Genomic DNA, 13,033 nt, shown 5'->3' with positions numbered 1-13,033 from the left:
AGAACGAAGAGCTACGCCCGCTACCTGCGGAAGTCCGTGAAGGACTCCTTGAGGGACTCTGATTCCCTCAAGGAGTCCTTCACGGAACTCTGGGCCCGGTGCCTACGCGACGTTGAAGGTGTCAGGGTCCGGGCCGGTCCGGAGGCCGCGGTCCAGGCCGGACAGCGAGGCGACGTCCTCCTCCGACAGGGTGAACCCGAAGACGTCGAGGTTCTCCTTGATCCGCGACGGCGTCACGGATTTCGGGATCACGACGTTGCCCAGCTGCAGGTGCCAGCGCAGCACGACCTGCGCGGGAGTGCGCCCGTGCTTCTCCGCGAGCGCCTTCACGGCCTGCTCGCCGAGCAGGTCGCCGCCCTTGGCCAGCGGGCTCCACGCCTCGGTCGCGATGCCGTGCTTCGCGTCGAACGCGCGCACCTCGGCCTGCTGCAGGTATGGGTGCACCTCGACCTGGTTCACCGCCGGGACGACGGAACCGGCGTCGAGAAGCCGCTCGAGGTGGGCGGGCTGGAAATTGGAGACGCCGATCGCGCGCACCCGGCCGTCGGCGTAGAGCTTCTCGAAGGCCTTCCACGTGTCGAGGTAGAGGTCGCGCTCCGGCGTCGGCCAGTGGATGAGGTAGAGGTCGAGCCGATCCAGGCCCAGTTTGGCCAGGCTGGCGTCGAACGCCTTCAGCGTCGCGTCGTAGCCCTGCTCGCTGTTCCACAGCTTGGTGGTGATGAACAGGTCGTCGCGGGCGATGCCGGACTCGGCGAGCGCCTTGCCCACACCGGCTTCGTTGCCGTAGATCGTGGCGGTGTCGATGCTGCGGTACCCGGCGTCCAGCGCGGCCTTGACCGCCGCGGTGGTCTCGTCGTCCGGTACCTGGAAGACGCCGAACCCGAGCTGCGGCATCTCCACCCCGTTGATGAGCTTGACGGTGGGAATGTCGGTCACTTGACTTTCCTTTCGGTGATTACTGAGGTTCAGGCGGCGGGGGCCGGTTCGGCGCGACGGGCCTTCCGCCGTCCGCGATCGAGCATGCCTGAGATGACGGCGACCAGCAGTCCGGCGAGCGCCAGGGCGGCGCCGATCCAGTTGGGCGCGGTGTAGCCGAGACCTGCGTCGATGGCCTGGCCGCCGAGCCACGCGCCCCCGGCGTTGCCGAGGTTGAACGCGGCGATGTTGGCGGCCGAGGCCAGCGCGGGCGCGCCTTCGGCCTTGTCCATGACGCGGGCCTGCAGTGGTGCGACGGTCGCGAAACCGGCGGCGCCGAAGACCGCGATGGTGATCGCGGCGGGCAGCTGGGAGTGCGCGGTGAAGACGAACACGACCAGCACGGCCGCGAGCACGGCGAGGATGACGTACAGGCTGGGCATCAGTGACCGGTCGGCCGCCTTGCCGCCGAGCAGGTTGCCGACGAAGAGGCCACCGCCGAACAGCACGAGCAGCCACGTCACCGCGCCGGAGGAGAAGCCGGCGACCTCGGTCATCATCGGGGCGATGTAGGTGAAGGACGCGAACACCCCGGCGAAACCGAGCGCGGTCATCGCCAGCGCCAGCCACACCTGCGGGCGCCGGAACACGGCGAGTTCGCTGCGCAGCCCCGCACTCGGGACGATCTGCTGCTTCGGCACGAGCGCGAGGATCCCGATGAGGCCGATCACGCCGAGGACGCTGACCGCCCAGAACGTCGAACGCCAGCCCATCGCCTGTCCGAGCGCGGTCCCGGCGGGGACGCCGAGGACGTTGGCCACGGTCAGCCCGGTGAACATCATCGCGATGGCGCTGGCCTGCTTGTTCGGCGCGACCAGTGACGCGGCGACGACCGAGCCGACGCCGAAGAACGCGCCGTGCGAGAGCGCGGCGACCACCCGGCCGGTCATCAGCAGGCTGTAGGTCGGGGCCAGCGCGGAGGCCACGTTGCCGGCGATGAACAGGACCATCAGGCCGACCAGGACCAGCTTGCGAGGCACCCGCGACGCGAGCGCCGTCAGCACCGGGGCGCCGACGACGACGCCGAGCGCGTAACCGGAGATCAGCAGCCCCGCGGAGGGGATGGACACCCCGAAGTCGCCCGCGACCTCGGGCAGCAGGCCCATGATCACGAACTCGGTGGTGCCGATACCGAAGGCGCTGATCGCCAGTGCGAGCAGAGCGGCAGGCATGAGGAGGTCACTTCTTCCCGTAGAGTGGTGTTAACTGGCGTTAGCAACTACGAGCGTCTGAAATAGTTGCACGCGCCGTATATTGCACACGCTTGATGATGCACGACGCAACTAAGCTCGGGCAACCGGGGAAGAGGTGAACCGTGTCACTGGCCGATGACGCCGTGGAGGCACGCGCGCAGGGCTGGCGGACGCTCGCCGCGCTGCACGCGCGGATCGAGGACGCGCTGGAGCGCGCGCTGGCGCAGCACCACGAACTGTCCGTCAGCGAGTACACCGTGCTGGACGTGCTCGCCCGCCAGGACGGGTTCCACCTGCGGATGAACCAGCTGTCGAACGCCGTCGTGCTCAGCCAGTCGGCGACGACGCGGCTGGTCTCCCGGTTGGAGGACCGGGGTCTGCTGCAGCGGTACCTGTGCCCGACCGACCGGCGCGGGATCTACACCGAAGTCACGGCGACGGGACAGGAACTGCTCGTCGCCGCGCGGCCGACGCACGACGCCGTCCTCACCGAGGCCCTGTCCGCCGCCGAGGAACTCCCCGAACTCGCGCCCCTGGTGTCCGCACTCGGAAAGCTCACCTTCGCCCGCCCTTAACTCGCGTTTCGTTCTCTAGTCGCGGTAGTTGCGCACGCATGGACCGCAAGTAGAGGACGAAACGCGGGCGGGCTGGCAAGGTGAGCAGGGTGGACGATCTTCTGTTGCGCCGGGTCCGGGTCGGCTTGGCGGGCTCCCTGTCGGACGTGCTGATCAAGGGTGGCCGGATCGCGGCCATCGCCGGCCCCGGGCAAGCGGGTGAGGCGTCGGAGATCCTGGACGGGCACGGTGGCACCGTCCTGCCCGGCCTCGTCGACGCGCACGCGCACACCGCGCAGTGGTCGGCCGCGCGCCGCCGGATCCCGTTGGAGCAGGCGAGGTCCGCGGCGCACGCCGTCGACCTCGTGCTCGCCCATCTGCTGGCGAACCCGGTGCCGCCCGGCTCGCTCGTGCTCGGCGCCGGGTTCCGTGACGGCCTCTGGCCCGACGTGCCGCACAAGGACCTGCTGCAGAAGGCGTTGCCGGGTCATCCCGTCGCCCTGTTCAGCGCCGACCTCCACACGCTGTGGCTCAGCCCGGCCGCGCTGAAACTCATCGGCCGCGAGCATCCGACCGGGCTGCTGCTGGAGAACGACTGCATGAGCGCGACGGCCGAACTGCCGGTCGCGCCCACCGACGAAATCGACGGCTGGGTCGCCGACGCGCTCGACGCCGCGGCCGCCCGCGGGGTCACCAAGATCGTCGACTACGAGTACACCGACACCGTCACCGACTGGCGCCGACGGCTGGCACGGAAACCCTTGCCCGTACGGGTTTCCTGCGTGATCGCGAAGTACCTGCTCGACACCGCCGTCGAACGCGGCCACCGCACCGGCGACGTCCTCGAAGACACCGGCGGCCTGCTCACGGTCGGCCCGTTCAAGCTGTTCGTCGACGGCTCGCTGAACACGCGCACCGCGTACTGCGTGGAGCATTACGCAGGAACCGAGTCCTTCGGGCTCCTCGAACTGCCGCCCGAGGAGCTGGAACCGTTGATGCGCAAGGCTTCCGAGCACGGCCTCTCCCCGGCCGTGCACGCGATCGGCGACCACGCCAACAAGATCGCGCTCGACGCCTTCGCGGCCGTCGGCTGCGCGGGCCGGATCGAGCACGCCCAGTTGCTCCGCGCCGACGACGTCGTGCGGTTCGCCTCGCTGGGTGTCGTCGCGAGCGTGCAGCCCGCGCACCAGCCGGACGACCGGGACGTCGCCGACCGGCACTGGCACGGCTGGACCGACCGGGCTTTCCCTTACGGCGCCTTGCATCGCGCCGGGGTGACCATCGAGTTCGGCTCCGACGCGCCGGTCGCGCCGCTGGATCCGTGGGACGCGATCGCGTCGGCCGTCAGCCGCACCGACGACGATCGTCCGGCGTGGCATCCCGAGCAGGCCATGCCGCTGGAGGCCGCGCTCGCGGCGGCGTCCGGTGGCCGTTCTTCGGTGGCTGTCGGGGATGTCGCGGATCTGGTCGTCACCGCGGTGGATCCGTCGCGGCTTTCCCCGGCCGGGCTGCGCGACATCCCCCTCACCGCCACCGTGCTGAACGGCCGGATCACTTACGTGTCTTGAGTCCGCGACGGGCTGTACACCAACGGCGCGGTGGAATTCGCCGAAGACGTCGTGCGCGCAGCGATCTGACCCGGCTGGCCCTTTCCTTGCCCAGGGGCAAGGGTCAAATGAGAAATCATGCTGAAAACGCTCGGCGTGGACCACCGCCTGCTCGACCGGATCCGGGACCTGCACGGTTCGCTCGGCATCGACGTCGCCTGTATCACCCGGATGGTCGACGAGGACACGCCGCGCGCGGACGTGCTCCGGGACCTCGGCGAGCGGCTCACCGAACTCGGCGCGGCCCTGATCCGCCGATCGGACGACGTCGACGCCGACGTGCTCGCGAAGCTGCCCGACGACGGCTGGCTGCCCGAAGCCGGGGTGCATCACCAGGCGCTGATCGTGGCGCACAACGTCGGTGCGCGACCCCTGCGATGCGGGCGCATCTACCTCGGCCTCTGCGGTGCCGCGTGCTTTCCCTTCTACGGCAGGGACCTCACCGGCCGGACGGCGCGGCACGACCGGTGCCGCGCCTGCCAAGACCGCCTGTTCCGGTGACGGTCGCTGCGATCGGCGCCCGGGTGGGGCAGGGTGAGGTGGCCAAGGAGGGAGCGCTCATGACCACCGAAAAGCTGTTCCGGGTCGCCATCGCTTTGAAGGGCCTCGACGGCGCCCTGCAGGTGGTGGGCGGGCTCGTCCTCATGCTCGTCCCGGCCTCGGTCATCACCGGCTTCGCGCACGCCGTGGTCACGCGCGACCTGCTCGGCGACCCCGAGGGCACGCTGGCCCGGCACCTCGAACTCGCCGCCGGCCACTTCGTCGAAGGCCGGACGTTCGCCGTCGCCTACCTGCTCGCGCACGGGCTGATCAAGCTCGGCCTGGTCTGGGCGCTGGCCCGCAAGGTGCTGCGCGCCTACCCCGTCGCCGCCGTGGTGCTTTCGGCGTTCGTGGTCTACGAGATCATCCGGGCGATCCACACCCACTCGCTCGCACTGCCGTTGTTCGCCGCACTCGACGTCGTCATCGTCGTGCTGGTGCTCCGCGAGTACCGCCAGCTCAAGAGGGATCGCGTCGCGGCCTGACCGCCCGGTTCAGGCCGCGACGCGAAATTTCTTCGTGATGTCCTCCGCCCGAGGCGGGTCCACCACGATCGCGGTGGCGTTGTCGGAGCCACCGATCGAGATAGCCGTCCGCACCAGCTCGGTCGCCGCCCTGTCCGCCATCCCGAGGATGTCGAGCATGGTCGCGCCGCTGAGCGTCTTGTGCACGCCGTCGCTGGTGAGGAGCAGGCCGCCGGTGGCGACGACGGCCGTGCCGATCTCGTGTTCTCCGGCCGTGCGGACGCTGGTGGTGACGACGTGTTCCATCCGCGGTGTCACAGGTTGATCATGGTCGCGGAAGTACTGCGCCAGCGTATGGTCTTTCGTGACCTGCCGCACGGTGTAGCCGTCCCAAGCGTACGCCCGTGCGTCTCCGACCCATGCGAGGTGATACCCCTTGTCGCTCTGCACCGCCACGACGAGGACACAGTCACCTGTCCCGCCGAGGTCGTGAACGGCCCGCTGAGCAGCCAAAACAGCCTTGACCGCGCCGTGGCCGACCGGCGTCCGCGCCGCCGCCGAAGCCGCCGTCCGAGCCGCGCGTGCCGCGGACGGGTGATCTCCGACCCCGTCCGCCAGGGCGAACACGATCCCCGCCCCGCCGGCGGCCGCATAGGCCCCGACGGCGTCCGCGTTGAGCTTGCGCGGCCCCTGCGCGCTCGCCGTGTGCCAGCGTGGCAGCTCCCGGTCGGTCATGGCCTTCTCCTCACCCCTGGGTGATTCTTTCCCTACTTCCAGGATCCGCCTGTTTCCTGTGCGCGGGCTGAGGTTCGGGTGTCGGTCGCCTGTCGGTGCCGGGCCAGAGCGCGGTGGTCTGCGCCGGGGGTGTGTGGAAATCGGGACACTCAACGTCCCTATTTCCACACAGTGCAGCGACATTCGACCGGCCCGCCCACGTTCTCGTCCGACCAGCGCGGCCGCGTTCCAGGAGCGTCCCGAGCTGGTCGGGGCGCACGAGGTCCCAGCGGTACGGCCGATTCACGCCGTCCAGGATCCCGTGCGCCCCAACGCTTTGTCGACGCATTTACCGCGCTCAGGAGCGCAGGTCGTACACCGTCTGCTCGCCGACCGTGGTGGCGGTGAAGTTCGCCGCGACCCATTCGCCGATCTCGTTCGAACCGCCGCCAGGGCCACCGCCCCGGCCGCCTTCGACGTAGTAGCCGATCTCACCGTTCGCCACGTACTGCTGGAATTCCGCGAGCGTCGGCGCCGGGTCCTGACCGCTCCAGCCGCCGATGCCGATCACCGCCTTCCCGCTCGCGAGTTCCAGGCTCGCGGCCGACTGCGAACTCGCCGTCGCCGCCGCCCATTTGGTCGTGGTGGCCGAAAGCAGGGCCCCGACCTCCGACGAAGCGCTCTCTTCCATCCCCGGACCGCCCATGCCCATGCCGCGCTCGCCGCCGGAGGTGGGCCCGGACGTCGGGATCGACCCGGAATGCGCCTGGGACGACGTTTCGACGGCGTAGGCGGCGGTCCCGAGACCGACCGTCAGCACGGCCACCGTCGCGACGACGGCGACGAGTTTGCGCATCGGCGGGACGCCGACCAGCACGACGGTCGCGGTCACCAGCCCGAGGCCGGCGATGATCCAGCGCAGCGCGGGCAGCCAGTCGGCGTTGCGGTCCAGCAGGATGTACGCCCACACCGCGCTGGCCGCGATCATCAGCGACAGGAACACGCGCGGCGCCAGGTGCGCCCGGCCCTTCCACAGCGAGGTCCCGGAGATGGCCACCACGGCCGCGATCGACGGTGCCAGCGCGACGGCGTAGTACGGGTGCACGATGCCGCTCATGTAGCTGAACACCAGCGCGGTGACGAGCATCCAGCCGCCCCACACGATCAGCGCGGCCCGGGTCTTGTCGGTCCGCGCGGCCCGCCGGGTGAACCACAGCCCCGCGACCAGCCCGATCAGCGCGGCGGGCAGCAGCCAGGAGACCTCGCCACCGAAGCTGGCCCCGAACATCCGGGTCAGGCCGCTCTCGCCGCCGAAACCGACGTTCCCGCCACCCGCGGTCCCGACCGTCATGCCGCCGCCCCGTCCCTCGCCGAAGATCCGGCCGAGACCGTTGTAGCCCAAGGCCAGTTCGAGGAGGCTGTCATCGGTCGAGCCGCCGATGTAGGGCCGCGAGTCCGTCGGCCACAGATCCACCAGCGCGATGAACCAGCCCGCCGAGACGACCACCGACGCGACCGCGCCGAACAGGTGAAGCAAACGCTTGCGCACGGACGTCGGCGCGGCGACCAGGTACGCGAGGCCGAACGCCGGCAGCACCAGGAACGCCTGCATCATCTTGGTCAGGAAGCCGAATCCGATCGCCGCGCCGGCGAAGGCCAGCCAGCGCGGGCTCGCCTTTTCGATCGCCCGGACCGTGCAGTAGGCGCCGACGACCAGCAGCAGCGTCAGCAGCGCGTCCGGGTTGTTGAACTTGAACATCAGTGCGGCCACCGGGGTGAGCGCGAACGCGGCCCCGGCGAACAGCCCGGCGACCGGGCCGGACGTGCGCTTCACCGTCAGATACAGCAGGCCGACCGAGCCGACGCCCATCAGCGCCTGCGGGGCCAGCACGGTGAAACTCGAGAAGCCGAAGATCCGCGCGAACGCTGTCGTGACCCAGAGCGCGGCCGGGGGCTTGTCGACCGTCAGGATGTTCCCCGAGTCGAGGGAGCCGAACAGCCACGCCTTCCAGTCCTGCGTTCCGGCCTGCACCGCGGCGGCGTAGAAGGAGTTGCCGTAGCCGGAGGCCGTCAGGTTCCAGAAGTAGAGCAGCGCGGTGCCGGCCAGCAGCGCCAGGACGGCGGGCCGGACCCAGCGGGCCCGCGGTGGCGCGACGTCTTCCGCCGCGGGTGCGGGTTCCACCCGGGAAGCGAGTGCGGTGGTCATGGGTTCAGCTCTCCATCTCGGTGGCGGGCTGGCGGCGGGAGCGGAAGACCCAGCCGCGCAGCAACAGGAAACGCAGCACGGTGGCCGCGAGGTTCGCGAGCACCAGCACGCTGATCTCGAGCGTCAGCCCCGGTGCGGTCATCGTGTGCAGCACGGCCAGCGCGCCGCTGGTGAGCCCGAGGCCGAGGCCGAAGACGACCAGGCCTTGGAACTGATGCAGCCCGGCGCCTTCGGAGCCGCGGATGCCGAAGGTGAGCCGCCGGTTGAGCGCGGTGTTGCCGATCGCCGTCACCAGCAGCGCGACCAGGTTCGCGGCCTGCGCGCCGGTGAACGTCCGCAGCAGCAGGAAGAGCACGAGGTAGGCCAGCGTGCTGGCGACACCGACCGCGGCGAACCGCACCAGTTGACGCACGAGGCTCGGCGCCACGCCCGGCGCGTGGACCTGGATCGGCGCGCGGCCCAGTTGTTCGCGCAGGCTGCTGACCGGGATGTGGCCGGTCATCGTCGCCCGTGTCAGCCGCGCGATGCCCTTGAGATCCGCGGTGGCGGTGGCGACGATGTTCACCGACGAGTCCGGATCGTCGACCCAGTCGACCGGGACCTCGTGGATCCGCAGCCCCGATTTCTGCGCGAGCACCAGCAGTTCGGTGTCGAAGAACCAGCCGGTGTCCTGGACGTGGGGGAGCAGGCGTTCGGCGACGTCGGCACGGATGGCCTTGAAACCGCACTGCGCGTCGCTGAACCTCGCCGCCAGCGTGCCGCGCAGGATCAGGTTGTAGCAGCGGGAAATGAACTCCCGCTTCGGCCCTCGCACCACCCGCGCGCCGCGGGCGAGCCTGCTCCCGATGGCCAGATCGGAATGCCCGGAGATCAGCGGGGCGACGAGCGGGCCGAGCGCGGCCAGATCGGTCGAGAGGTCGACGTCCATATAGGCCAGCACCGGAGCGTCCGAAGTGGACCAAACGGCGCGAAGGGCTCGCCCGCGGCCTTTCTCGTCCAGATGGCGGACCTCGACCTCGTCGAACTCGCGGCCGAGCCGTTCGGCCACGCGCAACGTTTCGTCGGTGCTGGCGTTGTCGGCGATGGTGATCCGGAACGGGTACGGGAACTGTTCCTCGAGATGACCGTGCAGCCTGCGGATGCACGGTTCGAGGTCGGTTTCCTCGTTGTAGACCGGGATGACGACGTCGAGCACGGGGGAGCCGGTCGGGGTGATGGCGGGGCGGCGGCCGGTGTCGGCGCGGGAGGTGATCGCGGCTGTCATGTCTTCAATCTCGGCCATCGCGCTGAGCCTGGATTGTGTCTCGCCTGTGCCGTTCCTGTGTTCCGGCACGGGTTTCACCGGCTCAGGTCGTAGACGGTGACATCGTCCACTGTGGTCGGTGTGTAGGTTTCCTCGACCCATGTGGCGATCTGCTCGGCGGCGTCACTTCCGGTCTCGCCGCGCATCATCATGCCGCCGCCGAGGAAGTAGTGGATCTGTCCATTTCGGACGTACTCCTTGAACTGTTCCAGTGTGGGCGCGGGATCCGTCCCGTTGAACCCGCCGACGGCCATTACCGGTGCCCCGCTGCCGAGCTGGAAACCCGCGGCGTTGTTGGACCCGACCGCCGCCGCTGTCCAGGTGTGGTTCGCGCTGTCCTTCTGCAGCAGGGCGACCAGGTTCTCGCCGGGCAGGCTGGTCCCGAGCAGGCCACCTGCCCCGCCGCCCCGCCCGCCCATACCGCCGGTGCCCATGCCCATGCCACGGCCGGTCGCGGGGCCCGCGGAGGGAAGCGCGCCGGAATGCGGGGTGGCCGCCGTCGCGACCGTGTACGCGCCGGTGCCCGCCAGAACGGTGACCAGCGCTCCGACGGCGACGACTTGTCGTGCCGCGTCGGGTAACTGCGCGGCGAAGAAGACCAGGATCGCGCACAGCAGACCCACGACGAGGATCCCGATCGCCAGCCCCGGGAGCCAGGTGGACTGGCGGGACAGCAGGACGAACGCGGTCAGCGAAGTCAGCGCGATACCGGCGCTCAGCGTGCCCGCCGCGGCCGGATTGCCGCGAGCACGCCACAACTGCACCGCCGCGATCCCGACGAGCGCGGCGATCGCCGGGGCGAGCGCGATCATGTAGTACGCGTGGATGATGCCGCTCATGTAGCTGAACACCAGGGCGGTCGCCAAAAGCCAGCCGCCCCACAGGATCAGTGCCGCGCGGCTCGGGTCGGTGCGCCGTGCGCGGCGGGTGAACCACAGCCCGGCGCCCAGCGCGACCACGGCGGCCGGCAGCAGCCAGGCGATCCCGCCCGCCATCTCGCTGCCGAACAGCCGCGCCCAGCCGGTGCCGCCCCAGCCGCCGTTCCCGCCGCCGCCGACACTGCCGACCTCGTCGCCGGTGATCCGGCCGAAACCGTTGTAGCCCAAGGCGAGTTCCCACAGGCTGTTCTCCTGCGAGCCGCCGATGAACGGGCGGTCCGCGGCAGGCCACAGCGCGACGACGGCGAGGTACCAGCCGGCGGAGACGAGGGTCGCGCTCAAAGCTCCGAGCAGGTGCAGCAGGCGACGGCCGAGCGACGTCGGCGCGGCCACCAGGTACGCGATCCCGAACGCCGGCAGGACCAGGAACGCCTGCAACATCTTCGCCAGGAAGCCGAAACCGACGGCGACCCCGGCCAGCGCGAGCCAGCGCGGGCTCGCCTTCTCCAGTGCCCGCACGACGCAGTAGGCGCCCGCGATCAGCAGCAGGACGAGCAGCGAGTCCGGGTTGTTGAACCGGAACATCAGCGCCGCGGCCGGGGTGAGCGCGAGGATCCCGCCCGCGAGCAGGCCCGCGGCCGGTCCCGAAGTCCGCCGGACCGTGGCGTACAGCAAGGCCACCGAGCCGATGCCCATCAGCGCCTGCGGCACCAGGATGCTCCAGGCGTTCACGCCGAACAGGCGAGCGGAGAGGCTCATGAACCACAGCGCGGCCGGGGTCTTGTCGACGGTGATCGCGTTCGCCGCGTCGCTCGATCCGAAGAACAACGCCTTCCAGCTCAGCGATCCGGCCTGCGCCGCCGCCGAGTAGAAGGCGTTGGCCCAGCCGGATTCGCCGAGATTCCACAGGTACAGCACGGCTGTCGCGAGCAGGAGCGCGGCCAGTGACGGCCGGACCCAGCGAGGATCGGCGGGCGGGTCCGCCTCGGTGGCCGGAGCGTCGGTTGCGGCGTCGTCTCGGGAGGCGAGGAGGGTCATGCCCCCAGGTTCAGGGGCCGACCTGGGGGTGCCTTGTGCCGAAGCTGTGTGCGGCCTGTGGGGATCCGATCACCGGCAGATACACCGCGAACTCGGTCCGGCCTGGCCGGCTGTGCACCTCGATCGTGCCGCCATGGGCCACCACGATCGCCGACGCGATCGCCATGCCGAGCCCGGTGCTGCCGGTACTGCCCGCGCTGCGCGACCGGGACGAATCGCCACGGGCGAACCGTTCGAACACGCTCGGCAGGAGTTCCGGGGTGATGCCGGGGCCGTCGTCGGTCACGGTCAGCACCGCGGTCCCGCCGTGGGAGCGGCTCAGCGAGGTGACCACCGTGGTGCCCGGCGGGGTATGCGTGCGCGCGTTGGACAGCAGGTTCGCCAGAACCTGGTGCAGCCGCTGGACATCGCCGTGGACGGTCAGCGGACCGTCCGGCAGGCGCAGTTCCCAGCGGTGTCCCGGGCCGGAGACGTGCGCGTCGCCGACGGTGTCCGCGGTCAGCCGGGTGAGATCGACTTCGCCGACGTCGAGCGGCCGTCCTCCGTCGAGTCTCGCCAGCAGCAAGAGATCCTCGACCAGCGTCGTCATCCGGGCGGACTCGGACTGGATGCGGGACAGCGAATGCGCGACCTCCGGCGGCGCCAGGGTGCTGCTGCGCCCGGCGAGTTCGGCGTAACCGCGGATCGCCGCGAGCGGGGTGCGGAGTTCGTGGCTCGCGTCCGCGACGAACCGGCGGACGCGGGTTTCGCTGGCGTGCCGCGCGTCCAGCGCCTGCGAGATGTGCCCGAGCATGAGATTGAGCGCGGAGCCGACCTGGCCGACCTCGGTGCGCGGATCGGTGTCGATCTCCGGCACCCGCACCGAAAGCGCGACCTGGCCGCGGTCGAGCCGCATCGCCGACACACGGCCCGCCGTCGCGGCGACGCGATCGAGTGGCCGCAGGGTGCGCCGGACCGCGAACGCGCCGAGGAAGGCCGCGCCGACGGCGCCGGCCGCGGACACCCCGAACAGGATCAGCCCGACGGTCAGCAGCGTGTCCTGCGCCGGTTCGAGCGGGAGTCCGGTGACGACGACCCCGCCGGGGATCGAGACCGCCCGCACCCGGTAGTCGCCGAGGCCGCCGAGCGTCATGGTCACCGGCGGACGGCCCACCGGCAGGGCGTGCAGACCGGCTTCTTGCTCGGACGACAGTCTCTGGGGAAGTCCTTGTACCGAAAGGACTCCGGCGTAGAGCACCTGATCGCCGGTGAAGCGCACGTTGAGCGTCCCGGACGCCTGGCCGGGCGCGTTGAGCGGATCGGGCCCCGGGCCGTGCTGGTCGTCCGGCGGCTTGTTCGCGAAGTCCTGGGCGCGGGCCGACGCGGCGGCGAGCTGGCCGTCGATCTGGTCGATGAGGAACGACCGCAGGGCGATCTCGCTGGCGACACCGATGAGGAGGCAGACGAAGGTGAGCAACAGCACCATCGAGCCGGTCAGCTTGGTGCGCAGGGAAAGCCGCCCGGGCCGGGACCACCGGCGAGGGCCGGTGGTCGATGCCATTCCGGGAGCCATGCCTTCGAG

The 13,033-nt window shown here is 70.5% G+C and carries 11 protein-coding genes; 4 read left to right on the top strand and 7 right to left on the bottom strand.

Annotated features, from left to right (window positions below):
• Positions 1-102 precede the first annotated feature (102 nt).
• Entirely contained in the window at positions 103-936 is an 834-nt protein-coding gene (locus ACLJRL_RS22265; protein ID WP_410658167.1) for an aldo/keto reductase, read from the bottom strand.
• Positions 937-965: 29 nt separating this feature from the next.
• A complete protein-coding gene (locus ACLJRL_RS22260) occupies positions 966-2,147 on the bottom strand; it encodes an MFS transporter (RefSeq protein ID WP_410658166.1) in 1,182 nt (393 codons plus the stop codon).
• 143 nt (positions 2,148-2,290) lie between these two features.
• On the opposite strand from ACLJRL_RS22260, the gene ACLJRL_RS22255 reads away from it, so the two are divergent.
• The 4 genes from ACLJRL_RS22255 to ACLJRL_RS22240 all read left to right on the top strand — a co-directional run bounded on the left by ACLJRL_RS22255 (position 2,291) and on the right by ACLJRL_RS22240 (position 5,354).
• Positions 2,291-2,743, top strand: a complete 453-nt coding sequence (locus ACLJRL_RS22255; RefSeq protein WP_410658165.1) for a MarR family winged helix-turn-helix transcriptional regulator — start codon at positions 2,291-2,293, stop codon at positions 2,741-2,743.
• Between the two features lie 89 nt (positions 2,744-2,832).
• Positions 2,833-4,290 (top strand): amidohydrolase, encoded by a 1,458-nt coding sequence (locus tag ACLJRL_RS22250; RefSeq protein WP_410658164.1) that lies wholly within the window; start codon positions 2,833-2,835, stop codon positions 4,288-4,290.
• A gap of 117 nt (positions 4,291-4,407) precedes the next feature.
• Positions 4,408-4,830 carry a hypothetical protein gene (locus tag ACLJRL_RS22245; RefSeq protein ID WP_410658163.1) on the top strand — a complete coding sequence of 141 codons (423 nt, stop codon included), beginning with the start codon at positions 4,408-4,410 and terminating at the stop codon, positions 4,828-4,830.
• Positions 4,831-4,889: 59 nt separating this feature from the next.
• Positions 4,890-5,354: a DUF2127 domain-containing protein gene (locus tag ACLJRL_RS22240; protein ID WP_410658162.1), complete on the top strand. Its 465-nt coding sequence runs from the start codon at positions 4,890-4,892 to the stop codon at positions 5,352-5,354.
• Positions 5,355-5,363: 9 nt separating this feature from the next.
• On the opposite strand, the gene ACLJRL_RS22235 is transcribed toward ACLJRL_RS22240, so the two are convergent.
• The 5 genes from ACLJRL_RS22235 to ACLJRL_RS22215 all read right to left on the bottom strand — a co-directional run bounded on the left by ACLJRL_RS22235 (position 5,364) and on the right by ACLJRL_RS22215 (position 13,024).
• The gene (locus ACLJRL_RS22235) at positions 5,364-6,068 is read right to left on the bottom strand and encodes a PP2C family protein-serine/threonine phosphatase (protein ID WP_410658161.1); all 705 of its coding nucleotides are present in this window, start codon (positions 6,066-6,068) and stop codon (positions 5,364-5,366) included.
• Between the two features lie 337 nt (positions 6,069-6,405).
• Complete coding sequence (locus ACLJRL_RS22230; RefSeq protein WP_410658160.1) at positions 6,406-8,253, bottom strand: glycosyltransferase family 39 protein; 1,848 nt, start codon at positions 8,251-8,253, stop codon at positions 6,406-6,408.
• Between the two features lie 4 nt (positions 8,254-8,257).
• A complete protein-coding gene (locus ACLJRL_RS22225; RefSeq protein WP_410658298.1) occupies positions 8,258-9,517 on the bottom strand; it encodes a glycosyltransferase in 1,260 nt (419 codons plus the stop codon).
• Positions 9,518-9,591: 74 nt separating this feature from the next.
• Complete coding sequence (locus tag ACLJRL_RS22220; protein ID WP_410658159.1) at positions 9,592-11,472, bottom strand: glycosyltransferase family 39 protein; 1,881 nt, start codon at positions 11,470-11,472, stop codon at positions 9,592-9,594.
• 10 nt (positions 11,473-11,482) lie between these two features.
• The gene (locus ACLJRL_RS22215; protein ID WP_410658158.1) at positions 11,483-13,024 is read right to left on the bottom strand and encodes a sensor histidine kinase; all 1,542 of its coding nucleotides are present in this window, start codon (positions 13,022-13,024) and stop codon (positions 11,483-11,485) included.
• Positions 13,025-13,033: the final 9 nt, after the last annotated feature.

The sequence above is a fragment of the Amycolatopsis sp. lyj-112 genome, assembly GCF_046549055.1.
GTDB lineage: Bacteria > Actinomycetota > Actinomycetes > Mycobacteriales > Pseudonocardiaceae > Amycolatopsis.
This window is presented reverse-complemented; position numbering and strand designations above follow the sequence as displayed.